This is a genomic window from Dactylosporangium sp. NPDC000244 (assembly GCF_040300725.1).
Classification (GTDB): Bacteria; Actinomycetota; Actinomycetes; order Mycobacteriales; family Micromonosporaceae; genus Dactylosporangium.
Genome location: NZ_JBEPEH010000040.1, coordinates 33,614 through 60,168, shown reverse-complemented (window position 1 = coordinate 60,168; position 26,555 = coordinate 33,614). Strand labels below are relative to the sequence as shown.

The following is a 26,555-nucleotide window of genomic DNA, read 5'->3' as shown; positions in this document are numbered from 1 at the left end:
AGCTCGTTCGTGCGCGCAAAGCAAACTCTCCTCGATGATCTGGCACTCGACCCGTCAATCGTGACACCTGCGGGGGCAAGACGGCACTTGATATCCGCACCCGGTGCGAACGCCGGGCGATGCGGAGGGTGAGAATGGACCGGTGACACCAGCCACACACAGATTACCCAGCGCCGGGTTCTCCATCACCGTCCGTGTCTCCGTGATCGCCGACGCCTCCGCCATCGGCCGCCTGACCACCTCGGTCGGCGAGTCGGGCGGGATCGTCACCGCCGTGGACGTCGTCGACTCCGACAGCGCCAACGTGGTCGTCGACCTCACCTGCGACACCGCCGACTCCGCCCACGCCGAACAGGTCGTGGCCGACCTCGAGAAGCTCGACGGGGTCGACGTGCGCAAGGTCTCCGACCGCACGTTCCTGCTGCACCTGGGCGGCAAGATCGAGGTCGCGCCCAAGGTCGCGCTGCGCAACCGCGACGAGCTCTCCCGCGCCTACACCCCCGGGGTCGCCCGGGTGTGCCTGGCCATCGCGGAGAACCCCGAGGACGCGCGCCGCCTCACGATCAAGCGCAACACCGTCGCCGTGGTCACCGACGGCTCGGCCGTGCTCGGCCTCGGCAACATCGGGCCCTATGCCGCGATGCCGGTCATGGAGGGCAAGGCCGCGCTGTTCAAGCGCTTCGGCGGGGTCGACGCCTGGCCGGTCGTGCTCGACACCCAGAACACCGACGAGATCATCGCCATCGTGAAGGCGATCGCCCCCGCCTACGGCGGGATCAACCTCGAGGACATCGCCGCCCCGCGCTGTTTCGAGATCGAGGAGCGGCTCCGCGAGCAGCTCGACATCCCCGTCTTCCACGACGACCAGCACGGCACGGCCATCTGCGTGCTGGCCGCGCTGACGAACGCGCTGCGCGTGGTGGGCAAGCCGATCGGCCAGGTGAAGGTCGTGGTGAGCGGGGCGGGCGCCGCCGGTACCGCCATCATGAAGCTCCTGCTCCGCCAGGGCGTCGGCGACGTGATCGCGACCGACCGGCCCGGTGCCCTGCACCGCGGCATGACCGGCCTGTCGGGCTCGTGGCAGTGGCTCGCCGAGCACACCAACCGGGAGAACTACGCGGGTGACCTGCGCGGGGCCCTGCGCGGCGCCGACGTGTTCATCGGGGTGAGCGCGCCGAACCTGCTCACCGGCGACGACATCGCCACGATGGCCAAGGACTCGATCGTCTTCGCGCTGGCCAACCCCGACCCCGAGGTCGACCCGCGGGCGGCCCGCGAGCACGCCGCGATCGTCGCCACCGGCCGCTCCGACCAGCCGAACCAGATCAACAACGTGCTCGCGTTCCCCGGCGTGTTCCGGGGCATGCTCGACGCCCAGGCCCGCGAGTTCACCGACGCGATGGCCCTCGCGGCCGCGCAGGCGATCGCGGACACGGTCGGCGAGGACAAGCTCAACCCGACGGTCATCGTGCCGAGCGTGTTCGACTCGCGGGTCTCCCCCGCGGTCGCCGCGGCCGTGCGGGCCGCGGCGAAGGGCCCTGCGCTGGACTCGACCCCCGACGGGGGGCATTCGGCTCAGGAGTAGGTGGGCGCCAGCTGCCGGACGGCCTGCGCGTCGACGTCGCCGTGCGCGACGATGACCGCAGGCCCCCGCAGCAGGCACTCCAAAGGCGACACGGTCACGGTGAGCCGGCCGCCGAGCACGTCGACGACCACGGTGCCGGACTCGAGCCCGGCGTGGTGCACCGCGACCGCGGCGACCGCGCACGCGCCCGAGCCGCAGGACTGGGTCTCGCCGGAGCCGCGCTCGTAGACGCGCATCCGGCGGTAGAGGTCAGCGCCGGCCGGGGCCGGGCCCACCGCGGCGAACTCGACGTTCACCCCGGCCGGGAAGATCAGCGGGTCGATCACGGGCGCCCGGGTCAGGTCGAGCCCGTCCAGGGTCGGCTCGTCCACGGGGCACACGAGGTGCGGGTTGCCGACGTCGACCGCGGTGCCGCCGAGGCTCGCGCCGGTCGTGACGGCCTCACTCTGGACGTACACCCGCGGAACCGGCATGCCGGCCGTGATCTCCTCGCCCATGGTGACCGGCACGACACCGGCCCGGGTCACCAGGTCGAACGTGCCCTCGGGGGCGACCAGGCCGGCCTCGGCGAGGTAGCGCGCGTAGACGCGGACCCCGTTGCCGCACATCTCCGACTGCGAGCCGTCGGCGTTCCAGTAGTCCATGAACCACTCGGCGCCCGCCGAGGACGCCTCCGCGTCCGGGTGGGCGGCGCTGCGCACGACCCGCAGGACGCCGTCGGCGCCGATGCCGCGGCGCCGGTCGCACAGGGCGGCGACGAGGGCCGGGGTCAGGGGCAGGGTGCCGTCGAGGTCGGGCAGGATGACGAAGTCGTTGCCCGTGCCGTGGCCTTTCGCGAAGCGCATGGCGTCAATCTTGCCGCACGGCGCGCAGGGCCGCCCCCGTGATGTCGGCCGCCGTGCCGTCGAGCCAGATGATCCGCCCGTCGCGGCGGAACCAGGAGCGCTGCCGCCGCACGAAGCGCCGGGTGGCGCGGGCCGTCTCCGCGCGGGCCTCCTCGGGGCCGCAGAGCCCGTCGAGCAGGTTCATGATCTGGCGGTACCCCAGGGCGCCGCTCGCCGTGCGCCCCTCCCGCAGCCCCCGGCCGAGCAGGCCGCGGACCTCCGCCACGAAGCCGAGCGCCCACATGTGCTCGACCCGCGCGTCGATCCGCGCGTCCAGCACCGCCGTGTCGACGTCGACACCGAGCTGGATGGCGTCGTACACCGGGCGGGGCTGCGGCAGCTGCGCGGTGAAGGCGGTGCCGGTGAGCGCGTTCACCTCCAGGGCGCGCACGATGCGCCGGCCGTTGCTGGGCAGGATGCGCCCGGCCGCGACCGGGTCGGCGGCCTGCAGCCGGGCGTACAGCGGCGCGGGCCCGTGCTCGTCCAGCTCCCGCTCGAGCTCGGCGCGCAGCTCGGGGTCGGTGCCGGGGAAGTCGAAGTCCTCGAGCACGGCCCGCACGTAGAGGCCGGAGCCGCCGACGAGCAGCGGGACGCAGCCGCGGGCGGCGATGTCGTCGATGGCGGCGCGGGCGAGCCCCTGGTAGACGGCCACGCTGGCGGGCTCGGTGACGTCCCAGATGTCCAGGACGTGGTGCGGGACGCCGGCCCGCTCGGCCTCGGTGAGCTTGGCGGTGCCGATGTCCATGCCGCGGTACAGCTGCATGGAGTCGGCGTTGACGACCTCGCCGCCGAGCTCCTCCGCGAGCCGCAGGCTCAGCGCGGACTTGCCCGCGGCCGTCGGCCCGACGATCGCGATGACCGGCCTCATGCCGCCCACGTGGCCACGAAGTAGGCGACACCGTACGGAGCGGAGTCGTACAGCAACTCCCCGCGCATCTCACCCTCGGCCGCGCCGGCCAGGACCTGCCACGGCGCGCGGCCGGCGACGAGCAGCTCGGCGGCCAGGGCCGGGTCGAGCGCGGCGAGCGCGGCGGCATCGGCCCCCGCGAGGGCGGCGGCGACGGTCGCGTCGAACGCCTCCGCGCGCGGGTCGAAGAAGCCGGGCGCCTTGTCGGTACGGCAGGCCGAGCCGTCGCCGAGCACCAGGAGCCCGACGCGCTCGGCCTCGCCGGCGAGGCCGAGGCCGAGGCGTGCGCACTCGCCGGGTGCGGCGTCGGCGGCGACGGACTGGAAGTTTCCGGCGCCCGGCATCAGGTAGGCACCGATGAGCAGGCTGAGGGGCAGGGGCTCGCCCGACGGGTCGCCGACGGGCCGGTCGATGCCCCACGGGGATAGGGTCCCCCCGAACGGGGCCGCACGGCGTACCGTCGTGGTATCAGAACCGAGAACGATGAGCGAGTCGATCAAGGCATCCGCCAGGTGCGCCACCGCGGCGCGGCAGGCCGCCCGCAGGTCGTCGAGCTCGGACGCGGCCCCGGCGGCCAGGTCCGGCACGAGCAGTGGCGGATGTGGGCAGACCGCGGCGGCGACGAGTGACACGGCTTAACGTTATCGGGGACGGTCTCTGCGCAACCGTGCGGCCTGTGAATGGCACCGGAATGGTCACGGTTCGGCCGCAGGCCCTCGACCGGCCCCGGGGCACACCTGTGAGAATGCCCTGGGGAACTTTGCTGTGCGATGGCGGCGTGACGGTGGGATACCCGATCCTACGGGCGCCGGGAGCGAGGATGGGCAGATGAGCGACCCTACGGAGTTTGGACGGATCGACACCGACGGCAATGTCTTCGTGAAGACGGCCGCCGGTGAGCGCCCCATCGGGTCCTGGCAGGCCGGGACACCCGAGGAGGGCCTGGCCCACTTCGCCCGCCGGTTCGCCGACCTGGTGACCGAGGTCGACCTGATCGAGGCGAGGCTCGGCAGCGGCGCCGCCGACGCCGGCCAGTCCCTGTCCACCATCCGGCGCCTGCGCAGCGGCCTCGACGAGGCCCACGTCGTCGGCGACATCGACGGGCTCGCCGCCCGGCTGGACAAGCTCACGACGATCGCCGAGGAGAAGGCCGGAGCCGCGCGGGCCGCCCGCGACGCGGCCCGGGCCGAGTCGCTCGCCCGCAAGACCGCCCTGGTCGAGGAGGCCGAGGCCATCGCGGCCGACGCCACCGGCTGGAAGACGGCCGGCGACCGGCTCAAGGAGATCCTCGACGAGTGGAAGGCGATCCACGGCGTCGAGAAGAAGGCCGAGAGCGAGCTCTGGAAGCGCTACGCCGCCGCTCGCGACGCCTTCACCCGCCGCCGCGGGGCCCACTTCGCCACCCTGGACGCCTCCCGCAAGCAGGCCCAGGGCCGCAAGGAGGAGCTCGTCATCGAGGCCGAGGGCCTGTCCGAGTCCACCGAGTGGAACGCGACGGCGGCCCGCCTCAAGGACCTCATGACCGAGTGGAAGGCCGCCCCGCGCGCCGCGAAGGACACGGAGCAGAAGCTCTGGGAGCGCTTCCGGGCAGCTCAGGACGCCTTCTTCAAGCGGCGCAGCGAGGTATTCTCGGCGCGGGACGCCGAGTTCAAGGGCAACCTCGAGCGCAAGCAGGAGCTCCTGGCCCAGGCCGAGGCCCTCGACATCGACGGCGACCCGAAGGGCGCGCAGAACAAGTTGCGCGAGATCCAGGGCAACTGGCACGACGCGGGCCGCGTGCCCCGCGAGTCGCAGGCCGGCCTGGACCGTCGCCTCCGCGCCATCGAGGACAAGGTCAAGGTCGCGATGGACGCCGCGTGGCGGCGCACCCCGCCGGAGGCCAGCCCGCTGCTGGCCCAGATGCGCGAGCAGGTGGCGCGGGCGGAGCAGCAGCTGGCGAGCGCCCAGGCCGCCGGCGACCAGCGGCGCATCAAGGAGGCCGAGAAGGCGCTCGAGTCGAAGCGCAAGTTCCTGGCCATGGCGGAGCACACCGGCTGACGGACTTCTCCGGTGACGGGCAGCGCCCCGTCCGACATAGAAAGTTGACCACTACACGCCGCGTGCGTGTAGTGGTCAACGCTTTTCTGCCCAGATGACGCTGCGCCGAGGCCACACCCGGCGCCGGGGAAGGCTCAGCAGTGGGTCGCGGCCGGCTGCGGCGGCGGGGCGCCGACCGTCGGCATGCCCAGGGCCGCGCGGCGCCGGGAACGGCTCAGCAGTGGGTCGCGGCCGCCGGCTGCGGCGGCGGGGCGCCGATCGTCGGCATGCCCAGGGCCACGCCCGGCGTGCGCGTCACCCGGCCCGACTCCCAGGCGTCGCCGGCCCGCGTGCGGCGGTGCGAGACCAGGGGGCCGTCGGCGTTGAGGTGGTGGGGCGCCGCATACGTCACCGTCGTGTGCACGATGTCGCCCGGCCGGATCCCGGCGTCGGGATCGGCGGCGAAGTGCACCAGCCGGCCGTCCCGCGCGCGGCCCGACAGGCGGCCGGTCGCGTTGTCCTTGCGCCCCTCGCCGACGGCGGCCAGCACCTCGAGCGTCGAGCCGACCAGGCGCTTGTTCTCGGCCCAGCTGATCTCCTCCAGCACGGCGATCAGCCGGTCGTAGCGCTCCTGCACCACGGCCTTCGGCACCTGCAGGTCCATCGAGGCCGCGGGGGTGCCGGGACGCTTGGAGTACTGGAAGGTGAACGCGCTGGAGTAGCGGGCCTCGCGCACCACGTCGAGCGTCTGCTCGAAGTCCGCGTCCGTCTCGCCGGGGAAGCCCACGATGATGTCGGTCGTGATGGCGGCGTCGGGCATCGCGGCGCGGACCTTCTCGATGATGCCCAGATACTTCTCGGCCCGGTAGGACCGGCGCATGGCCCGCAGCACGGTGTCCGACCCCGACTGCAGCGGCATGTGCAGCGAGTGGCACACGTTCGGCGTCTCGGCCATGGCCGCGATCACGTCGTCGGTGAAGTCCTTCGGGTGCGGGCTGGTGAACCGCACCCGCTCCAGACCCTCGACCGAGCCGCACGCGCGCAGGAGCTTGCCGAAGGCATACCGGTCGCCGAACTCGACCCCGTAGGAGTTCACGTTCTGGCCGAGCAGCGTCACCTCCAGCACACCCTCGGCCGCCAGCGCCTCGACCTCGGCGAGCACGTCGCCGGGGCGGCGGTCCTTCTCGCGGCCGCGCAGCGCGGGCACGATGCAGAACGTGCAGGTGTTGTTGCAGCCGACGGAGATGGAGACCCAGCCCGCGTAGGTCGACTCGCGGCGGGTCGGCAGCGTCGACGGGAAGACCTCGAGCGACTCGAGGATCTCGACCTCGGCGGCGGCGTTGTGCCGGGCGCGCTCGAGCAGCACCGGCAGCGAGCCGATGTTGTGGGTGCCGAAGACGACGTCCACCCAGGGCGCCTTCTTCACGATGTCGCCGCGGTCCTTCTGCGCCAGGCAGCCGCCGACGGCGATCTGCATGCCGGGGTGCGCGAGCTTCGTGGGGCGCAGGTGGCCGAGGTTGCCGTAGAGCCGGTTGTCCGCGTTCTCCCGCACCGCGCACGTGTTGAACACGACGACGTCGGGCTCGCCGTCGCCGGCCGCCGGCACGTAGCCGGCCTCCTCCAGCAGCCCGGAGATGCGCTCGGAGTCGTGCGCGTTCATCTGGCAGCCGTAGGTGATCACGCGGAAGGTACGGGTCTCAGTCATGGCGAAGGAAATACTAGCGCCTGCTTCGCGACCGGGGCGGGGCTGCGGCGGGCCCAGATTCCGCCTGGCGGCGTCCCGCGGAAGCCGGGTTACAACCCGGTAGCCGGGCTTCCACGGGCCACCCCCAGACGAAATCTGGACTCCGCCTCGCTCCCACCCCGGTCGCCAAGCAGGCGCTAGCCCCCGATGTGCTCACCGGCCGTATCCACGAGCCCGGGCAACTCCACGTCCGCGGCCTCGCCGGGCGGGAAGAGCGGCGTGACGGCGGCGTACCCGTCCAGCAGCCACCCGTCGTCGCTGCCCGGCTCGGGCACCTCCCCCACCTGCTCGAGGGACATCCGCACGAACCCCTCGCCCTGGTCGCGCAGGGTCATCTGCACCATCCCGAACTCGGACAGGTGCGCCCGGCGAATGCCGCGCAGCGCCCCGGCCTCGACGTCGGGCACGTTGACGTTGAGCGCGAACACCCCGGTGAGCAGCGGCAGCAGGCCGACGGCGACCTCGGCCGCGGTGTCCCAGTTGGCCTCCTCGGCGTCGGGGGCCACGTCGAGCGAGACCGCCAGCGCCGGGCAGCCGTTGGCCACGGCCGTGAGCGCGGCCCCGACGGTGCCGGAGTGCAGCACCGCAGCACCGGTGTTGGGCCCCCGGTTGATGCCGGACAGCACGACGTCGGGTGGCGGCCCGAAGGCACCGCGCGTGGCCAGCAGGACGATGAACGCCGGCGTCGCCGAAACCGCGAAAGCGGCGGCGGTACCGTCGATGCCCCGCTCCCGCATCTGAATGCGCCCGCCCTCGTCGACCGCGAGCAGGGCCGCGCTGGAGCCGGAGGACTCCTCGGCCGGCGCGGCGACCACCGTCTCGTGCCCGGCGCGCGCCACCCACTCGGCGAGCGTGAGCAGGCCGGGGCTGTCGATGCCGTCGTCGTTGGTCACGAGGATGCGCATGACATCAGCATCGCCGGGTTGCTCCTTGTGATCAAACCGAGGCGACAGCAAGCCGTCAGCGACACGTCCGCGCAATTCGGACGTCGTTATCGCCCCGTGACCACTGTGTCGCGGATCAAGAGCCTTTGCCCCGCTAACGTCAGTCGCACCAGACGGGAAGACAAGCGTCGCTATTCCAGTGGGGCAGGGACATGACGGACGAGCCTTTGATCGTGCTCAGTGGCGTGAACAAGTGGTTCGGCGAGCTGCACGTGTTGAAGGACATCAACCTGTCGATCGGGCGGGGCGAGGTCGTCGTGGTGGTCGGACCCTCGGGCTCCGGCAAGTCGACGCTCTGCCGTGCGATCAACCGGCTCGAGCCCATCAACAACGGCGAGATCGTGTTCGACGGCACCAGCCTGCCCGCCGAGGGCAAGCCCCTCGCGCGGCTGCGCAGCGAGGTCGGCATGGTCTTCCAGTCGTTCAACCTCTTCGCGCACAAGACGATCCTCGAGAACGTGATGCTCGGCCCGGTAAAGGTCCGCAAGGAGAAGCCGGCCGTGGTCCGCGAGCGGGCGATGAGCCTGCTGCAGCGGGTCGGCATCGCCGCGCAGGCCGAGAAGTATCCGGCCCAGCTCTCCGGCGGCCAGCAGCAGCGCGCCGCGATCGCGCGCGCCCTGGCCATGCAGCCCAAGGCGATGCTGTTCGACGAGCCGACGAGCGCGCTCGACCCCGAGATGGTCGGCGAGGTGCTCGAGGTGATGACCGGCCTGGCCAGCGAGGGCATGACGATGGTCGTCGTCACCCACGAGATGGGCTTCGCCCGGCACGCGGCCAACCGCGTCGTGTTCATGGCCGACGGGCAGCTGGTCGAGGAGGCGACGCCGGCGGACTTCTTCGCCAACCCGCGCACCGACCGGGCCAAGGACTTCCTCTCGAAGATCCTCACGCACTGACGTTCACGCACCATCTCGATACACGGGAGACGGCGCACCACCCCCGGTGTGCCACGCGGCCGTACGGTCCGCCGGACGGCCTGAGGTATATGGAAGGAGCACACAAGAACATGCGAATCACGCGCATCGCGGCCATGGCCGCCGTCGCCACGCTTTCGCTCGGCCTTGCCGCCTGCGGCAAGGAGGGCACGCCCACCCCGGAGACCCCGGGCCAGTCCGGCGCACCCGCCGCGGCGAGCGACGCCTGCACCTCGTCCGGCGCCACGCTCACGCCCGCCACGGGCGTCGACATCGCGGGCAGCCCGACCTTCGCGAAGATCAAGTCGGCCGGCAAGGTCGTCGTCGGCGTCAAGTTCGACCAGCCGAACCTCGGCTACAAGGACGCCTCCGGCAAGCGCTGCGGCTTCGACATCGAGATCGCCCAGCTGATCGCGTCGAAGCTGGGCATCGACCCGGCGAAGATCGAGTACAAGGAGGTCGCGTCCGCGAACCGCGAGACGTCGATCAAGGGTGGCGAGGTCGACTACTACGTCGGCACCTACTCGATCACCGACAAGCGCAAGGCCGACGTCTCCTTCGCCGGCCCGTACTTCATCGCCGCGCAGGACCTGCTGGTGCGCAAGGACGACACGTCCATCACCGGCTCGGAGTCGCTCAAGGGCAAGAAGGTCTGCTCCGCCACCGGCTCGACGCCGATCCAGCGGGTGCGCGACCAGAAGCTCACCGAGGACAGCAACATCGTCGAGTTCAAGACCTACTCCGAGTGCGTGTCGCAGCTGATCGACAAGAAGGTCGACGCGGTCACCACCGACGACGCGATCCTCAAGGGCTACGCGGCGCAGAACCCGAGCATGCTGAAGGTCGTCGGCAAGCCGTTCACCGACCCGGCGACCGGCAAGGCGTACCCGGAGAAGTACGGCATCGGCCTGTCGCACGACGACAAGGCGCTGCGCGACTTCGTCAACGCCTCGCTGGAGGCCGCGGAGAAGGACGGCACCTGGCAGAAGATCTACGACGGCACGCTGGGCAAGTCCGGCTCGTCCGCGACGATTCCGCCGCTCGAGAAGTACTGACCCCACTGACCGGGACGCCGCCCCACTCGGGGCGGCGTTCCCGCATAGGTCCCCCCTCCGATCCATTTCCGATGGGCAGCGGATGAACGAGTTTCTACATGTCCTCACGGACAACTGGACCACCATCTGGCAGCACTTCTGGGTCACGATCCAGCTGTTCCTGATCGCCGGGGTCGCCTCGCTCGTGCTCGGCACCCTGCTGACCGCGATGCGCGTGTCGCCGGTGCCCGCCCTGCGCGGCTTCGGCACGACCTACGTGCTGCTGCTGCGCAACTGCCCGCTGACGCTGGTCTTCGCGCTGCTCGTGTTCGCGGTGCCCAAGCTGGACGTCAACATCGACTACTTCCCCAGCGCCTGCATCGCGCTCACCGCCTATACGAGCGCGTTCGTGTGCGAGGCGCTGCGCGCCGGCATCAACACGGTGCCGGTCGGGCAGGCCGAGGCCGCCCGCGCGCTGGGCATGACCTTCGGCCAGGTGCTCAGCCTCATCGTGCTGCCGCAGGCCTTCCGCACCGTGGTGCCGCCGATGGTGAGCGTCCTCAACGCCATGCTGAAGAACACGACGGTCGCGGCCGGCTTCTCCGTTGCCGAGGCGGGCGCGATCCAGGCGTACCTCTCCGAGCGCGGCGAGAACCAGATCTACACGATCCTCTGGATCATGATCGGCTTCCTGATCCTGGTCCTGCCGCTGATCGTGATGCAGCGCCGGCTCGAGAACCGCTGGGGGGTCGCCCGATGAGCTCGAACCTTCTCTACGACCTGCCCGGCCCGAAGGCCAAGCTGCGCAACCGCCTGCTCGGCGCCGTGAGCCTCGTCGGGATCGTGGCGCTGCTGGTCTACATCGTGCTGCGTTTCAACGACACCGGCCAGTTCGACTCGATCAAGTGGCAGCAGTTCGAGTACGCCGCGATCCAGCAGCAGCTGCTCGACGGATACCTGACCACGCTCAAGACCGCCGGCGCCGCGGCCGTGCTCGCGCTGCTGTTCGGTGCACTGCTGGCGGCCGGACGGCTCAGCGACCACCTGTACTTCCGCGCCCCGACCTCGTTCGTCGTCGAGCTGTTCCGGGCCATCCCGCTGCTCGTGCTCATCTTCTTCGCGTACTACGGCCCGATCCAGCTCGGCTACAAGGTCGGCCCGTTCTGGCCGCTCGTGATCGCGCTCACGCTCTACAACGGCGCGGTGCTCTCCGAGATCTTCCGGGCCGGCGTGAACGCCGTGGCGAGGGGCCAGTCGGAGGCCGCCTACGCGCTGGGCATGCGCAAGACCCAGGTGATGACGTCCATCCTCCTGCCGCAGGCGATCCGGGCCATGCTGCCGGCCATCGTCAGCCAGGTCGTCGTGCTGCTCAAGGACACCGCGCTGGGCTTCCTCATCCAGCTGCCGGAGCTGCTGTACGTCGGCAAGTCGATCGGCGGCCGCCTGCCCTTCGGCCTGCCGTACGTGCCCAGCTACCTGATCGTCGCCGCGATGTACATCGGCACCTGCGGCCTGCTGTCCTGGTTCGCCTTCTGGCTGCAGAAACGCCTCATGGGCGGCAGGCGGCGCAAGACGACCGCCCCGCCGGTCCCGCTGACCAACGAGCCCGGCACACCGATCGTCTGAGCGGCACCTTCTGAGTCGATTGGCAAGGTTGCGTCCGGTGCGTACGCTGCGCGAGTGGCGGACACTGGCTTCCGGTTGGGCATCGACTTCGGGACCTCGACCACGGTCGGGGTCCTGCGCTGGCCGGACGGGCGCACCAAGCCCCTCCTCTTCGACGGCTCGCCCCTGCTGCCGTCGGCGGTGTACGTCAACGCCGACGGCAGCATCCTGACCGGACGTGACGCGGTCCACTCCGCGCGGCTCCAGCCGCACCGGTTCGAGCCCTACCCGAAGCGGCGCGTCGAGGAGGGCACCGTCTGGCTCGGCGAGCGGGACGTGGCCGTCGCCGACCTCGTCACCAGCGTCCTGCGGCGGGTCGCGACCGAGGCCGAGCGGGTCGCCGGGGCCAAGCCCGCCCACGTGATGATCACCCACCCCGCGACCTGGCCGCCGCAGCGGCGCCAGACGCTCTCCCGCGCCGCGATCGCCGCGGGGCTCCCCGAGCCGCTGCTGTCGTCCGAGCCGGTGGCGGCGGCGTCGTACTTCGTGAGCACGGTCGGCACCCACGTGCCCGTCGGCGGCGTCGCGGTGGTGTACGACTTCGGCGCCGGCACGTTCGACGCGAGCGTCGTGCGCCGCAACGCGGGCGGGGGCTTCGACGTGCTCGCGAGCGAGGGCCTCCCGGACGCGGGCGGCCTCGACGTCGACGCGGCCGTCGTGGCCTACCTCGGCCGCAACTTCGCCGGCCGCGAGGGCGACCGCTGGCAGCGCCTCACCAACCCGGAGAGCGAGACCGACCGGCGCGCCGCGTGGCAGCTCTGGGAGGACGCGCGCCTGGCCAAGGAGATGCTGAGCCGGGCCGCGACCACGTACGTACACGTGCCCCTCTTCGACGAGAGCGTCCCGATCGGCCGCGAGCAGCTCGAGCAGCTGGCCCGCCCGATCCTGGACCGCACCGTCACCGCCACCCAGATCGCGGTCACCGCGGCGGCGCTCGGCGCCCGGCCCATCTCCGCGGTGTTCCTGGTCGGCGGATCGAGCCGCATCCCGCTCGCCGCGACGCTGCTGCACCGCGCGTTCGGGCTGGCCCCGACCGCGATCGAGCAGCCCGAGCTCGTCGTCGCCGAGGGCGCCCTGCACCTGGCCCCGCCGACGGGGCGGGCGGCGGTCGCGGGGGCGGCCGGCGGCGCGACCTCGCCCATCTCCGGCGCCCCGGTGCCGACCTCGGGCGGCCCGTCGTCGGGCACCCGCGCGCACGAGCTCAGCGGCGACGTGGCCGCGGCCCCGGTGTCGGCCGCGCCGGTGTCGGGGCAGCCGGTGTCGCCCGGGTTCAGCATGCCGTCGAACACGCCGCACCTGCCGCCGCTGATCCAGACGAGCGCGATGCCGGTTGTCCCGCCGCAGCCCGTACACCCGCAGCCGCCGCAGCCGCGCCCGCCGGTGGGCTTCCCCGCGCCCGCGCAGCCGGTGATGCCGCAGCAGCCCGTGCGTCCGGCTCCGGTGCCGCAGCCGGTGACCGCGATCCCGGCAAGCCCCGCTCCGGCGTGGTCGGGGGGCTATCCGCCGGTACCACCGCCGACGAAACGACGCGGAGGGCTGATCGCGGCCGTCGGCGGTGGCACCCTCGCGCTGCTGCTGATCGTCGGCGGGATCGTGTGGGCGGCCAACCGCAACGGCTCGGGCGACCCCGACCCCGGCCCGACGAACCCGGTCGTGGCCCCGGCGGCGTCCCCGGCGTGCGGGCACAAGATCGCGTACCTGGGGATGTCCAGCGGCGACAACTCCGACGACGGCGTGATGATGCGCAACAGCGTCCGGCTCGCCATCGACGACTTCAACGCCGCGCACGCGGGCTGCAAGGTCGAGTTCAAGGAGTTCGACACCACCGGGACCGACGACGGCAGCAAGACCAAGGCCCAGCAGGCCGTCGACGACCCCGAGGTGATCGGCGTGGTCGGCCCCGTCTACGACAACGAGATCCTCGCGGCCGGCCCGATCCTGGAGAAGGCCAAGCTGCCGATGATCACGCCGTTCGCGCCGGACGAGAGCCTCGCCAAGCAGGGCTGGGCCACCTTCCACCGCGGCATCGGCTCCGACGCCGACCAGGCCCGCGCGGGCGCGGCGTACATCAAGAACACCCTGAAGGCCAAGAAGACCGCGATCGTGTACGACGACTCGGACTACGGCACGATCGGCCGCACCGAGGTGTCCAACGTGCTCGGCAGCGCCACGGGCGTGTCCGTCTCGATCCGCCAGACCGACACCGACTTCGCCTCGGCGGTCAAGCAGGTCACCGACTCCAGCCCGGACGCGGTGTACTTCGCGGGCCAGTCGGCCGACGGCATCCCCTTCGTCAAGGCGCTGCGCGCGGCCAAGGCGGACCTGCCCATCGTCGGCTCGGACAAGCTGTTCACGCAGAGCTTCGTGACCAAGACCGAGGGCAAGGCGGAGGGCGTGGTCGTGACGTGCCCGTGCGTGCCGTCGAAGGACGCGGGGGCGGACTTCGCCTCGAAGTACCAGGGCACCTTCGGCGCGCAGGCCAGCTTCTACGGCCCGGAGGCGTACGACGCGGCGGCGGTCTACCTGGCCGGCTTCCTCGCGGGGAAGGGCACGCGCGAGGAGATGCTGAAGTTCATGGCCACGTACAAGGCGAAGGGCGCCACGACGGGGCGTGAGATCAAGTGGGACGGCAGCGGCAACCTCGACGGGGCGGACCCGGTGATCTGGGCGTACAAGGTCAAGAAGGACTTCATCGTGGGGGACTCCGCGATCGCGCCGCTGTGACGGCTTGACAGAGAAAAGTCCGGACACTTCGTGATCCGGACTTTTCTCCTTTATCAGCATTTTTCCGGGCGATGGTGGCTGGGCTGCGCAAACGCGCGCCTGGGGCCTCCCGGCCTACGGAGGCCGCCGCGTCCCAGTGGGTCGGGAGCCGCACGACTGGAACGGCGGCGTGGCACGTGGGTCGGAAGCCACGCGAAGCCGCCGCCGGCGCGGCACATGGGCTGCCGCCGCCGCGCGAGCCCACGAAGCCGGCAGTCGGTGCGGCACGCGGGTCGAAGCCGCGCCAGCACGCGAGATCGCCGCCGCGCGAGCAGAACGCGAGCACGCGAAAGCCGAAACCGAAGCCGCGGCGAACGCGGCCCGCGGGTCAGCGGGCGATCTCGGTGACCCGGGACTCGCGCACGACCGTCACGCGGATCTGACCCGGATAGGTCAGCTCCTCCTCGATCTGCTTGGCCACATCGCGGGCCAGCACCGCCGCCCCGATGTCGTCGACGTCGTCGGGCCGGACCATGACCCGGATCTCGCGCCCCGCCTGCATCGCGAAGACCTTCTCGACGCCCGACTTGCCACCGGCGATCTCTTCGATGCGTTCGAGGCGCTTGACGTACGCCTCGAGGCTTTCCCGCCGCGCCCCCGGGCGCCCGCCGGAGCACGCGTCCGAGGCCTGGGTGAGCACCGCCTCGATGGTCTGCGGCAGCACCTCGTTGTGGTGCGCCTCGATCGCGTGGACGACGTCCTCGTGCTCGCCGTACTTGCGGGCGACGTCCGCCCCGATCAGCGCATGGCTGCCCTCCACCTCGTGGGTGAGCGCCTTGCCGATGTCGTGCAGGAACGCGCACCGCTTGATGAGCGGCGGGTCCAGGCGCAGCTCGGCGGCCATGATCCCGGCGATGTGCGCGGTCTCGACGAGGTGCTTGAGGACGTTCTGGCCATACGACGTGCGGTACCGCAGCCGCCCCAGCAGCGTCATGAGCTCGGGGTGCAGGTCGGTGATGCCCACCTCGACCAGCGCGTCCTCGGCGGCACGCTGGCACAGCCGCTCCACCTCGTGCTTGGCCTGGTCGAAGACCTCCTCGATGCGGTGCGGGTGGATCCGCCCGTCGAGCACGAGCTTCTCGAGCGTGAGCCGTCCGATTTCCCGGCGTACCGGATCGAAGCACGACAGCAGCACGGCCTCCGGCGTGTCGTCGATGATCAGGTTCACCCCGGTCGTCGACTCGAACGCGCGGATGTTGCGCCCCTCGCGGCCGATGATCCGGCCCTTCATCTCGTCGCTGGGCAGGTGCAGCACGCTGACCACGCTCTCGGCGGTCTGCTCGCTGGCGACCCGCTGGATCGCGTCGACGACGATGTGCCGCGCCCGCTGCTCGGCCGTGTTGCGCGCGTCGTTCTCGATGTCCCGCACGAGCAGCGCCGCCTCGCGCTTGGCCTGCGCCTCGATCGTCTCGACGACCTCGACCCGGGCCGCGTCGGCGGTCAGCCCGGCGATGCGCTCCAGCTCCTCCCGGTGCCGCTCCTCGCCCTCGGCGAGCTCGGACTCCCTCCGGGCGAAGGACGCTTCGCGTTCCAACAAATCCGCTTCGGTACCACTGATGCGCCGATCCCGCTCCGCCAGCCGCTCGGCCTCCTCGGCCAGCAGCCGCTCCCGCTCGTCGAGCCGGCGCTGCCGGCGCTCGGCGTCCTGCGACTGCTCCTTGGCGACCGCGGTGAGCTGGTTGACCTCGCGCTCCCCGGCCCGCCGCGCGGTCGCCCGAGCCTGCTCGGCGTCGGTCTCGGCCTGCCGGTGCGAGCGTTCGAGCAGCGAGTCGGCCTCGGCCCGGGCCCCGTCGATAATCCGCCGCGCCTCCGAGCGGGCCGCGCTGGCCTCGGCCTTCGCGGCCGCCGCCTCGGTGCGCGCCGCGGCCGCCGCCGCCCGCGCCTCGTCCACGGCCGCCGTGGCGTCCTCGGCCGCCGTACGCAACGACGCGAGCGAGTGCTCCTGCCGATCCTTCTCGGCCAGGAACGCGGGGTCGTCCCCGACGGGCGCGACCGCGGGAACGGTGCCCCCGAGCCGGCGTACGACCTTCAGCGCCACCACGAGCACCGCCACAACAACGACCACGAGGACGGTGAGCGCCACCGTCAACGCGATCTGCACCCCGGTCACGCCGCCACCTGCCGCACAGCCGCCGCGTCATCCGACATCCCGGGCCGCTCCCGCACGGTCCGGTCGAGGGCGGGTCGCGAGCCAAGGCCGGGCCATGGCACCACTCGTGCCCGGTTCGCACCTGACGCTCTGTTCACGCCCACCGCCCTGTCCGCACGGGCGGTCTCGCCCCCCGTAGCCACCCTACTTGGGCCGGCCGCCCGGGTTCGCCGCTCGAGGCCGATGTGCGCGGTTCGCCCGCGGACATCACCATCCCCGACGGCTGGGGGCGCCGTCCGCACCACCTCGAACCGTTGACGCTCCGCGCGCGGCGCGCTGGGTGTGGCCGATCGCGCGCCGTCACGGGCTCGCTCCGCGCTTCGAGTTCTGTCGCCGTCGCCGTCGCCGTCGGCGGCCGTGACCGATCGCGCGCCATCGCGGGCTCGCTCAGCGCTTCGAGTTCTGTCGCCCTCATCGCCGTCGGCGCCGGCGGCCGTGACCGATCGCGCGCCGTCGCGGGGTCGCCCCGCGCCGGCTCCCGGGGCCGCCAGGCCGCCAGTGCCTTCGGGGTCGCAGAGGATGACACGAGCGCACTCCGTCACGACGTCACCTCGCTCCGCTCGGCGCCGCGCATCTTGCGACGGCGGGGGTTATGGAGGAGACGCCCGACCACTGCGCATCAAGGTATATCGATATCGAGGCCCAAGGGGCCCCGCTGCTGGGTCGCTGCTAGCGCCGACACCTCCCGCAAGGCGTGGCGCTCATATCCGCTATGGATCAAGTAAGTGATGCTGATCTGTGACGCGATCTATGTTGTGCGGTAAACCCGCGGTGGTTGGGCGGTCTCCATCTGGTAACGCCGAGGCTAGGTCGTGAAGGGCGCTTCGGTCAAGGACTCATGATCGGGCACCATACGGGACGTAAGTCCGTCAAGTACCGTCGCCAGCCGAAACACCCCAGCGGCCACGTTTGTGGGGACCTTTCCGGCATGTCGGTCGCTGCGCGGGTAAAAACTTCCACAGCAAGTAACTGCTCGAAATCGGAGCGCACACGAGCCTCCGCGCGGTGCTGCAACCATTCCACCACAGACGGTGTGCGCCACCAACATCGGCATCGACACCCATCACCCCAGACCGGCCCGACGGTCACTGAGCGTGCAACACGTCCGGGGTCGTCGCAGGCAGTGTCGGCCCTATGGCTGATCGACAGATCGCGGAGGGCTACCGAGCGTCCGGGTCGAGAGCCGCGTCGGCGTAGATGGAGTGTCGTCGCGCTCGGCCACGGCCTCCTTGACGAGGCGAAGGCCTACTGAGCATCCGGGTCCAGGGCGGCGTCAGCGAGCGCGTCGGCATCGATGGAGTCCGCGAACTCGGCGGCGTCGTCGCGTTCGGCCATGGCCTCCTTGACGAGGCGGATGGCGAGGCCGGGCGGGTACCCCTTGCGGCCCAGCATCCCGACCAGCCGCCGGAACACGGCCTCCGGAGTGGCGCGGGTCTCGCTCCGGAGGCGCCGCACGACGAGCGCCTTCGCGGTCTCCGCCTCCATGTCCGGGGTCAGCTCCTCCAGCGCCTCCCCCATCTCGTCGGCGGAGACGCCCTTGCGCCGCAGCTCGCCGGCGAGAGCCCGCCGCGAGAGCCCCTTGCCGTGATGGCGGCTGCTCACCCACGCGTGCGCGAACGCGGCGTCGTCGATGATGCCGACCTCGTCGTACCGGTCGAGAATCTCCGCCGCGATCTCGTCCTCGACACCCCGCTTGCGCATCGCGGTCGCGAGCTCGGCCCTGGTCCGCGGCCGCACGGCGAGCTGCCGCAGGCAGATCTCCCGGGCCGCCTCCCGCGGGTCCATCGGCTTCGGCGGCGGAGCATCGCGATCCCGCTTGCCGCGCCCGCGCCGCCCCCGCCGCCCATCGCCCCCGGTGCGCTCGTCGGCGTCTCCGGCCTGCGAATCGGGAATTTCCGAAATGTCCGAAGCAGGGGCACTCCACGGCAACGACCGAGAGGCCCGCCGCCCGGCAGAGGAGGAACCGGCAGAGGAGGAACCGGCAGCCGAATCACCAGGCGTCCGCGACGCAGACCTCGAGTCCCGCCGCCCGCCGGAGGAGGAGCCGGCAGCCGGGTCATCAGGTGTCCGCGACGCAGCTCCCGAGGCCCGCCGCCCGCCGGAGGAGAAGGAGGAGCCGGAGGGCGAGTCAGGATCAGCCCACGGCAGCGACCTCGACGCCCGACGCCCACCCGAGGATGAACCAGAGGGCGAGTCGGAATCAGCCCACGGCAGCGACCTCGACGCCCGACGCCCACCCGAAGATGAACCAGAGGGCGAGTCGGAATCAGCCCACGGCAGCGACTTCGACGCCCGGTCCGAAGCCGGGCCGGAAGGCGGAAGGCTAGGCGGCGCGGAGCCAGGATCGGCCCACGGATTGCCCGGCCCCGGCTCGAACACAGGACGAGCCGCGTCCGACAGCGCGGGATCATCGGCCGCCACCCAGGGATTCCCAGGCTCGAGCTCCCAGGCCGGCCGAGAAACCTCGTCCACCGAAGCCGGACCGGCAACGGCAGCGGCAGTGGAAGCGGCAGCGGAAGGCGAGCCGGAAGAGGGCGTCGTCCAAGGATTCGAGCCACCGGGATCAGTCCACGGCGCCACCGAAGGCACGGACCGATCGGAGCGGCGAGCCGCCCGCGGCTCCCTCGACCCCTCGGCCGCAAGCCAAGGGTTCTCGTCGTCCTCGCCGGACAAGCCCTACCTCCACGCACAACAAGCACGAGCAAGAGACCCGGTGCCGCCCCGAGCGGCTTGGCCCACTGGACCGGCACCGGGGGTCTCAAGCAACGCCGCCGCGAGGGCGACGACAGCCACGCCACCACAACGGCGACGAGAGCAACGCGACCGCAAGAGCGGCGAGAGCCACGCCGCCGCGAGGGCGACGCGAGCAACGCCACCGCTAGAGCGGCGAGAGCCACGCCGTCAGGGACGGCGACCAAGCGCGACGCGAGCGGGATCAGAAGTCGACCGGAGCCGCCTCCGGGCCACCGGCCGCGTCCGTGGACTGGCCGACGCCGACCCCGAGCTTCTCCTTGATCTTCTTCTCGATCTCGGCGGCGACGTCGGGGTTGTCGCGCAGGAACTTGCGCGAGTTCTCCTTGCCCTGGCCGAGCTGGTCGCCATCGTAGGTGTACCAGGCGCCGGACTTGCGGATGATCGACTGCTCGACGCCCACGTCGATGAGCGAGCCCTCGCGCGAGATGCCCTTGCCATACATGATGTCGAACTCGGCCTGCTTGAACGGCGAGGCCACCTTGTTCTTGACCACCTTGACGCGCGTGCGGTTGCCCACGACGTCGGTGCCGTCCTTGAGGCTCTCGATGCGCCGCACGTCGAGGCGCACCGAGGCGTAGAACTTCAGCGCGCGGCCACCGGTCGTGGTCTCCGGGCTGCCGAACATGACGCCGATCTTCTCGCGGAGCTGGTTGATGAAGATCGCCGTGGTGCCGGAGTTGTTGAGGGCACCGGTGATCTTGCGCAGCGCCTGGCTCATGAGGCGGGCCTGGAGGCCGACGTGGCTGTCGCCCATCTCGCCCTCGATCTCGGCGCGCGGCACGAGGGCGGCGACGGAGTCGATGACGATGATGTCGAGGGCGCCGGAGCGCACCAGCATGTCGACGATCTCGAGGGCCTGCTCACCGGTGTCGGGCTGGGACACGAGCAGCGCGTCGGTGTCGACACCGAGGGCCTTGGCATAGTCGGGGTCGAGGGCGTGCTCGGCGTCGATGAACGCCGCGATGCCGCCCTGGGCCTGCGCGTTGGCAATCGCGTGCAGCGCGACGGTGGTCTTACCGCTGGACTCCGGGCCGAAGACCTCGACCACGCGGCCGCGCGGCAGGCCCCCGATGCCCAGCGCCACGTCAAGGGCGATGGAGCCGGTCGGGATGATGGCCTGCGGCTGCAGAACGCGCTCGCCGAGCCGCATCACGGAGCCCTTGCCGAACTGCTTGTCGATCTGCGAGAGGGCGAGTCCCAGCGCCTTCTCCCGGTCAGGTTGCACTGCCATGTCCGTCACCCCTGGGTTCGCGGTCTTCGTCGGCGTTCGCTTGGTCACGCTGACACGTTAAGCGCCGGGTATGACAAAAAATTCGAAGCGACGCCCAACGAGCGAGAAGAGTACCCGTACATCTGTACGATTAGCACGCCGACACGCCGAAAAACATCAGCGTAGACGTGCGGGAACACGCTCCGGATATGCGGCAACTACAGCGCGCCACACCTCCGCGGTATCGAAGCGACCCGCGAGCGCCTCCTCGATGGTCAGGCCGCCGAGCTGGGACAACACCTGGTCGTGGGCGATGCTTCGGGCGTATGCGGGCCCGAAGACCTCCTCGAGCCGCTGCCAAAAATCTGTCAGACGCACGGGGTCAACCTAACGGAGTACACGGGCGATCAACGGAATCACGGTCACCCCGGCGAGGAGCGCCAGCACGGGGTACCCGAAGAAATCAACGACTACCCCGGACAACGCGCCCGCCGAGGCCCCCGCGACCCCCATGATCACGTCGGAGAGCCCCTGGACGCCGGCCCGCTGCTCGGTCGGCACCGACTCCGACAGCAGCGTCGATCCGGCCACCATGGTGCCGCTCCAGCCCATCCCGAGCAGGGCCAGCCCGATCGAGAGGCGGACCGTGTCGGAGCCCGCGGTCCCGGCGAACGCGCAGGCCGCCACCAGCAGCCCGACCCCGCCGAGGATCACCGGACGGCGCCCGAACCGGTCGGCGAGCAGGCCCATGACGGGCGAGAGCACGTACATCCCGGTGATGTGCACACTGATCACGAGGCCGACAACGCGCAGCAGGTCGCCGTGGTCGTGGACGTACTCCCCGATGTGCACCGGCGTCATCGACATCACGCCGACCATCACCACGTGCCCGACCGCCACGGCGGCGACCCCGGTCCGGGCGCCGGCGCTGTCGCGGATGGTGCGGGCGGCCTGGCGCCAGACGGCCTTCTCCCCGGGCCGGGTGCCCCCGGCGGTGAGCAGCGGGTCGGGGCGCAGGGCCACGAAGATCACGATCGCGGTGAGCGCGAAGGCGAGCACGCTGAAGAGGTACGGCCCGCCGTACTCCGGCACGCCCCAGCGCCCGAGCAGCCGATCGGTCAGCGGCGCCAGGTTGGGCCCCGCGACCGCCCCGACCGTCGCGGCCCAGACGACGACCGACAGGTGGCGGGCCCGCCGATCGGGCGCCGCGAGGTCGACGGCGGCGTAGCGGGACTGCAGGTTCGCCGCGCTGGAGCCGCCGAACAGCAGGGTGCCGAGGAACAGCAGCGGTACGGAGGCCGCCCACACCGACACGACGACCAGCAGCGCGCCGAGGGACCCCAGGGAGTACGCGAACACCAGCCCCGGCCGCCGCCCGCCGGTGCGCATCAGGCGGGTCGCCGGGATCGCGATCACCGCCCCGCCCACGACCGCGCAGCTGCCGGCGATGCCCGCGGCCCAGGGCCCGGCGAGCGAGGAGGCGAGCAGCGCCCCGACGGACACACCGCTGGCGACGCCGAGCCCGCCCACGATCTGCGCCCCGACGAGCAGCCCGAGCGTCCGGCGCTGCAGCGACGCGAGGTCGACGGGGGCCGATTCAGTGAGCAAGCACAGACACTATCGCGTCCGCGGCCTCGGCGGCGTCCTCGCCGGCGGCGCGCACCAGCACCGTGGAGCCAGCCGTCGCGTTGAGCCCCATCACCGCGAGCACGCTGCGGGCGTTCGCGGACTTCTCGCCGAAGATCACCTCGACGGTACTGCGAAACCGCGCCGCCGCCCGCACCAGCGCCCCGGCGGGCCGGGCGTGCAGATCCTCGGGCAGCACCACCGAGCGCTCAGAGCTTGCGGACATCGCGGGCCTCCACCGCCGCCTCGGTGACCGCGTCGAGCGCGGCCCCGGTGCCGGCCAGCACCGCCGCCGCGACCGCGCCCTCGACGAACGGCGCGTCGACGAGCACGGCGTCGTTGGCGACCCGGTCCTCGAGGACCGTACGCGCGGTGAGCACGGCGCTGCCCAGGTCGGTGAGCACGAGCACCCCGGCGCCGCGGTCGGCCCGGTCGATGGCCACGAGGATGCGGTCGTAGCTGGTGCCGAGCCCCCCGTCGTCGGTCCCGCCCGCCGCCTCGATCGGCACCTCCTCACCCGCGACCTGCACGAGCATGTCCCGCAGGCCGTGGGCCAGCCGCTCGCTGTGCGACACCAACACGATCCCCACCAGTTGCGCCATACCAGGCATGCTATGTCCATGAAAAAGTTCATCAACGACCCGGCCGACGTCGTCCGGGAGGCGCTCGCCGGGCTCGCCGCCGCCCATCCCGAGCTGCGGGTGGACCTCGAGGAGCAGTACGTCGCGCGGGCGGAGCCGCCGCGGCCGGGCAAGGTCGGCCTGGTCTCCGGCGGCGGATCCGGGCACGAGCCGCTGCACGCCGGCTTCGTCGGGCTCGGGATGCTCGACGCCGCCTGCCCGGGCGAGGTGTTCACCTCCCCCGTCCCGGACCAGATCCTCGCCGCCACCAAGGCCGCCGACACGGGCGCCGGGGTGGTGTACGTGATCAAGAACTACACCGGCGACGTGATGAACTTCCAGATGGCCGCCGAGCTCGCCGACGAGGAGGGCCTGCGGGTCGCGACCGTGCTCGTCGACGACGACGTGGCGGTCGAGGACTCGACCTGGACCGCGGGGCGCCGCGGCACCGGGGCGACCCTGCTGATCGAGAAGATCGCCGGGGCGCTCGCCGAGGAGGGCGCGGACCTCGATGCCGTCGCCGCGATCGGTCGCACCGTCAACGAGCGTTCGGCGTCGTTCGCCGTCGCGCTCACAGCCGGTACGACTCCCGCTTCTGGAAAACCCGGATTCGAGCTCGCCGCGGACGAGATCGAGGTGGGCGTCGGCATCCACGGCGAGCCCGGCCGCAGCCGCGAGCGGATGCGCCCGGCCCGGGAGCTGGCCGCGCTGGTCGTCGACGCGGTGCTCACCGCGAAACCGGTCGGCTCCGAGCCCCTCATCCTGCTCGTGAACGGGCTGGGCGGCACGCCGCTGATGGAGTTGTACCTCATGTTCGGCGAGATCCGCCGCCTGCTCGACGAGTCCGGGGCGACCATCGCGCGCTCCCTCGTCGGCAGCTACGTCACCAGCCTCGACATGGTCGGCATCTCCCTGACCGTGTGCCGCGCCGACGACGAGCTGCTGCGCCTGTGGGACGCGCCCGTGCGCACGCCCGCGCTGCGCTGGGGGGTGTGAGCGTGGACGAGGCCCTGGCCCGGGAGTGGATCGCCGCCGTCGCCGAGTCCGTGCGCGCGGAGGCGCAGCACCTCACCGACCTCGACACCGCGATCGGCGACGGCGACCACGGCGTGAACATGCGCCGCGGCTTCGACGCCGTGACCACCGCGCTCGGCGGCCTGGAGCCGACCTCCGCCGGCGACGTGCTCGGCAAGACCGGCACCACGCTGCTGTCGAAGGTCGGCGGCGCATCCGGGCCGCTCTACGGCACCGTGTTCCGCGCCCTGGGCAAGACGCTGCGCCAGGGCGGGACGTTCGCCGAGGGGCTGCAGGCGGCGCTGGACGGCGTGCGGCAACTGGGCAAGGCGGAGGTCGGCGACAAGACCATGGTCGACGCGCTGGCCCCCGCCGTGGACGCCTACGCGGGCGCCTTCGCCTCCGGAGAGCCCGTCGCGGCCCGGGCCGCCGCTGAAGCGGCAAAAGCAGGAGCAGCTTCGACGGTACCGCTGATCGCCCGCAAAGGCCGTGCCTCCTACCTGGGCGAGCGCAGCGCCGGGCACCCAGACCCCGGCGCCACATCGACCGCGCTCATCCTGGAAGCCCTCGCCCGGGTCACAGCCCGAGCGAACGACCGATGATCTCCTTCATGATCTCGGTGGTGCCGCCGTAGATGGTCTGGACCCGGCTGTTGAGCCACGCCTTGGCGACCGGGTACTCCATCATGAAGCCGTACCCGCCGTGCAGCTGCACGCACCGGTCCGCGACCTTGTTCTGCAGCTCCGTCGTCCACCACTTCGCCTTGGCCGCGTCGGCGACGCTGAGCCGGCCCGCGTTCTGCTCCAGGATGCAGTGGTTGAGGAACGTCCGCGCGATGGTCACCTCGGTGTCGAGCTCGGCGAGCAGGAACCGGTTGTGCTGGAACGTGCCGATGGGCCGCCCGAAGGCCTCGCGCCCGCGGACGTACTCCAGCGTCATGGCGAGCACCGACTCCGCCGCCGCGACCGCCGCCACCGCGATGCCGAGCCGCTCCCGGGGCAGGTTTGCCATCAGGTGGTAGAAGCCGCCGTCCTCCTGGCCGATCAGGTTCTCGGCGGGAATGCGGCAGTCGTCGAAGAACAGCTCGGCCGTGTCGTTCGCCTTGAGCCCGACCTTCTCCAGCCGGCGCCCGCGCGTGAACCCGGGCGTGCCCGTCTCCACCGCGAACAGGCTGATGCCGTGCGCGCCCTTGGACGCGTCGGTCTTGGCCACGACCACGACCAGGTCGGCCATCTCGCCGTTGGTGATGAACGTCTTCTGCCCGTTGAGCACCCAGGAGTCGCCGTCGCGCACCGCGTTCGTACGGATGCCGGCCAGGTCGCTGCCCGCGCCCGGCTCGCTCATCGCGATCGCGGTGACGATGTCGCCGGAGCAGAAGCCGGGCAGCCAGCGCTTCTTCTGCTCGCCGGTGGTGAGATCCGTCAGGTACGGCGCGACGACGTCGTTGTGCAGCCCGAACCCGAGCCCCGACGCCCCCGCCGCGATGATCTCCTCGACGAGGACCGCGTTGAACCGGAAGTCCCGCTGCCCCCCGCCGCCGTACTCCTCGTCGACGTCCATGCCGAGCAGCCCCGCCGCGCCGGCCTTGCGCCAGATCTCCCGGTCGACGATGCCGGCCTTGTCCCACTCGTCGTTGTGCGGCACGGCCTCGCGGGCGAGAAACTCCCGGCAGAGGTCCCGGAACGCGTGGTGCTCGGCCTCGTACAGGTGCTGCTCCATGGGCGCAAGTGTGCGACGCGAGACACTGTCTCGCCTAGCCTCGCACCCTGCCTTCGCGGCCCTCCGCCGCCTCGTGCCTCGGCTCTTGCCCTGGGTGGCGGTTGGCGGCGCGCCGGGGTGGCCGCACCGCCTTCGCGGCCCCTCGCCGTCTTGCGCCTCGGCTCTTGCCCCGGCGGCGATTGGCGGGGTCGCACCGCCTTCGCGGCCTGCCTAGAGTCCGAGCATGCCGTAGAGGTGGTCGGGCAGCGGCTGCGCGTCCTTGGGCTCCACGGCGTTCACGGCCGTGCCGAAGTCCGAGTAGGTCGCCGTCACCGGGTTGTCCGGGATGCGCACCGTGACCGAGACCAGCCGCTCCTGCTCGTCCACGCTCGCCTCGAACGGCACCGCCCGGGCCGCTTCCCCGAGCTGCATGACCTGCCCGACGTTGACCGGCCCCCACGCGACGATCCGGGTCATGTCGACGGTGCCGGAGTACGTGCGCCCATCGCGCCGGACGTCGTGCGAGGCCGCGATGAGCGCCTGCACGCCGGTAGGGTCCTTGGTGGCGCTGAGCCCGAGCGCCCCCGGCTTCGTGACCCGGGCCGAGTCGATCCGATACCAGGCCTGCCCGTCGAACCCCGGCAGCGGCAACCCGGTGAGCCGCGTGTACGCGCTCCCCCGCACCTCAACGGTGTCGATCGTGAGCGAGGCCCCGCGGGAACTGACGGAGACCGAGGCGTCGAGCAGATCCGCGAGCGGATCGATCCCGCCGGTGTAGCTGCCCTCCTTGGCGACCACCTTGAACCGGTAACTGCTGAACCCGAGATGCCAGACCCCGGCCGCCAACCCGCTGGGCGACGGCTTGACACTGACCGTAGGCGCCGGCTGAACCCCTTGGTGCGTACAGCCCGCAAGACCCACCGCGACGAGCAGGGCCGCAGCCAACGCCCGCCCGCACCGAGCACTCCACACCCGGGCCGCGCCCGGCCCTCGAACCGCCCCCGCACCGAAACCACGCCCCCGGACGC

Annotated in this window: 23 protein-coding genes; 9 read left to right on the top strand and 14 right to left on the bottom strand. The window is 71.8% G+C overall.

The annotated features are described in order from the left end of the window. Positions 1-142 precede the first annotated feature (142 nt). Positions 143-1,585 (top strand): NAD-dependent malic enzyme, encoded by a 1,443-nt coding sequence (locus ABT369_RS43890; protein ID WP_350622047.1) that lies wholly within the window; start codon positions 143-145, stop codon positions 1,583-1,585. On the opposite strand, the gene dapF is transcribed toward ABT369_RS43890, so the two are convergent. The 3 genes from dapF to ABT369_RS43875 are packed head-to-tail and all read right to left on the bottom strand — an operon-like array spanning position 1,576 to position 4,008. Next, positions 1,576-2,430: a diaminopimelate epimerase gene (dapF, locus tag ABT369_RS43885; protein ID WP_350622045.1), complete on the bottom strand. Its 855-nt coding sequence runs from the start codon at positions 2,428-2,430 to the stop codon at positions 1,576-1,578. The genes ABT369_RS43890 and dapF overlap by 10 nt on opposite strands. 4 nt (positions 2,431-2,434) lie before the next feature. After that, on the bottom strand, positions 2,435-3,337 hold the full coding sequence (gene miaA / locus ABT369_RS43880) for a tRNA (adenosine(37)-N6)-dimethylallyltransferase MiaA (protein ID WP_350622043.1): 903 nt from the start codon (positions 3,335-3,337) through the stop codon (positions 2,435-2,437). Next, entirely contained in the window at positions 3,334-4,008 is a 675-nt protein-coding gene (locus ABT369_RS43875; protein ID WP_350622041.1) for a class III extradiol ring-cleavage dioxygenase family protein, read from the bottom strand. The genes miaA and ABT369_RS43875 overlap by 4 nt, the downstream gene beginning before the upstream one ends. A gap of 196 nt (positions 4,009-4,204) precedes the next feature. Here ABT369_RS43875 and ABT369_RS43870 point away from each other — a divergent pair, with 196 nt between their 5' ends. Next, on the top strand, positions 4,205-5,413 hold the full coding sequence (locus ABT369_RS43870; protein ID WP_350622039.1) for a DUF349 domain-containing protein: 1,209 nt from the start codon (positions 4,205-4,207) through the stop codon (positions 5,411-5,413). Positions 5,414-5,627: 214 nt separating this feature from the next. Here ABT369_RS43870 and miaB read toward each other — a convergent pair whose 3' ends face one another. Continuing rightward, positions 5,628-7,097, bottom strand: coding sequence for a tRNA (N6-isopentenyl adenosine(37)-C2)-methylthiotransferase MiaB (miaB, locus tag ABT369_RS43865; protein WP_350622037.1), 1,470 nt, complete (start codon positions 7,095-7,097; stop codon positions 5,628-5,630). Positions 7,098-7,273: 176 nt separating this feature from the next. Beyond that, positions 7,274-8,041, bottom strand: coding sequence for a 5'/3'-nucleotidase SurE (gene surE / locus ABT369_RS43860; RefSeq protein WP_350622035.1), 768 nt, complete (start codon positions 8,039-8,041; stop codon positions 7,274-7,276). A 191-nt stretch (positions 8,042-8,232) separates the two neighbouring features. On the opposite strand from surE, the gene ABT369_RS43855 reads away from it, so the two are divergent. From ABT369_RS43855 to ABT369_RS43835, 5 genes are all read left to right on the top strand, one after another. Next, positions 8,233-8,976: an amino acid ABC transporter ATP-binding protein gene (locus tag ABT369_RS43855; RefSeq protein WP_350622033.1), complete on the top strand. Its 744-nt coding sequence runs from the start codon at positions 8,233-8,235 to the stop codon at positions 8,974-8,976. Positions 8,977-9,086: 110 nt separating this feature from the next. Next, positions 9,087-10,049: a glutamate ABC transporter substrate-binding protein gene (locus ABT369_RS43850; protein ID WP_350622031.1), complete on the top strand. Its 963-nt coding sequence runs from the start codon at positions 9,087-9,089 to the stop codon at positions 10,047-10,049. Positions 10,050-10,131: 82 nt separating this feature from the next. Beyond that, positions 10,132-10,788: an amino acid ABC transporter permease gene (locus ABT369_RS43845; RefSeq protein WP_350622029.1), complete on the top strand. Its 657-nt coding sequence runs from the start codon at positions 10,132-10,134 to the stop codon at positions 10,786-10,788. Next, positions 10,785-11,654, top strand: a complete 870-nt coding sequence (locus ABT369_RS43840) for an amino acid ABC transporter permease (protein WP_350622027.1) — start codon at positions 10,785-10,787, stop codon at positions 11,652-11,654. The genes ABT369_RS43845 and ABT369_RS43840 overlap by 4 nt, the downstream gene beginning before the upstream one ends. Positions 11,655-11,708: 54 nt before the next feature. Next, positions 11,709-14,417 carry an ABC transporter substrate-binding protein gene (locus ABT369_RS43835; protein WP_350622025.1) on the top strand — a complete coding sequence of 903 codons (2,709 nt, stop codon included), beginning with the start codon at positions 11,709-11,711 and terminating at the stop codon, positions 14,415-14,417. Positions 14,418-14,784: 367 nt separating this feature from the next. Here the strand turns inward: ABT369_RS43835 and rny are convergent, their stop codons facing one another. The 7 genes from rny to dhaM all read right to left on the bottom strand — a co-directional run bounded on the left by rny (position 14,785) and on the right by dhaM (position 22,797). Beyond that, a complete protein-coding gene (gene rny, locus ABT369_RS43830) occupies positions 14,785-16,566 on the bottom strand; it encodes a ribonuclease Y (protein ID WP_350622023.1) in 1,782 nt (593 codons plus the stop codon). A gap of 1,284 nt (positions 16,567-17,850) precedes the next feature. Continuing rightward, complete coding sequence (locus tag ABT369_RS43825) at positions 17,851-18,507, bottom strand: regulatory protein RecX (protein WP_502891902.1); 657 nt, start codon at positions 18,505-18,507, stop codon at positions 17,851-17,853. Between the two features lie 1,033 nt (positions 18,508-19,540). Continuing rightward, entirely contained in the window at positions 19,541-20,590 is a 1,050-nt protein-coding gene (gene recA / locus ABT369_RS43820; RefSeq protein ID WP_350622019.1) for a recombinase RecA, read from the bottom strand. A 156-nt stretch (positions 20,591-20,746) separates the two neighbouring features. After that, a complete protein-coding gene (locus ABT369_RS43815) occupies positions 20,747-20,947 on the bottom strand; it encodes a DUF3046 domain-containing protein (RefSeq protein WP_350622017.1) in 201 nt (66 codons plus the stop codon). Positions 20,948-20,956: 9 nt separating this feature from the next. Then, a complete protein-coding gene (locus tag ABT369_RS43810; protein WP_350622015.1) occupies positions 20,957-22,177 on the bottom strand; it encodes an MFS transporter in 1,221 nt (406 codons plus the stop codon). Further along, complete coding sequence (locus ABT369_RS43805; RefSeq protein WP_350622013.1) at positions 22,167-22,421, bottom strand: HPr family phosphocarrier protein; 255 nt, start codon at positions 22,419-22,421, stop codon at positions 22,167-22,169. The genes ABT369_RS43810 and ABT369_RS43805 overlap by 11 nt, the downstream gene beginning before the upstream one ends. Continuing rightward, positions 22,405-22,797, bottom strand: coding sequence for a dihydroxyacetone kinase phosphoryl donor subunit DhaM (gene dhaM / locus ABT369_RS43800; RefSeq protein WP_350622011.1), 393 nt, complete (start codon positions 22,795-22,797; stop codon positions 22,405-22,407). The genes ABT369_RS43805 and dhaM overlap by 17 nt, the downstream gene beginning before the upstream one ends. Before the next feature lie 18 nt (positions 22,798-22,815). On the opposite strand from dhaM, the gene dhaK reads away from it, so the two are divergent. Beyond that, entirely contained in the window at positions 22,816-23,811 is a 996-nt protein-coding gene (dhaK, locus tag ABT369_RS43795) for a dihydroxyacetone kinase subunit DhaK (RefSeq protein ID WP_350622009.1), read from the top strand. Further along, complete coding sequence (gene dhaL / locus ABT369_RS43790) at positions 23,808-24,431, top strand: dihydroxyacetone kinase subunit DhaL (RefSeq protein ID WP_350622007.1); 624 nt, start codon at positions 23,808-23,810, stop codon at positions 24,429-24,431. The genes dhaK and dhaL overlap by 4 nt, the downstream gene beginning before the upstream one ends. Here dhaL and ABT369_RS43785 read toward each other — a convergent pair. Then, positions 24,406-25,548: an acyl-CoA dehydrogenase family protein gene (locus ABT369_RS43785; protein WP_350622005.1), complete on the bottom strand. Its 1,143-nt coding sequence runs from the start codon at positions 25,546-25,548 to the stop codon at positions 24,406-24,408. The two genes, dhaL and ABT369_RS43785, sit on opposite strands and share 26 nt — an antisense overlap. 210 nt (positions 25,549-25,758) lie before the next feature. Continuing rightward, on the bottom strand, positions 25,759-26,325 hold the full coding sequence (locus tag ABT369_RS43780) for a hypothetical protein (protein WP_350622003.1): 567 nt from the start codon (positions 26,323-26,325) through the stop codon (positions 25,759-25,761). Between the last annotated feature and the right edge of the window lie 230 nt (positions 26,326-26,555).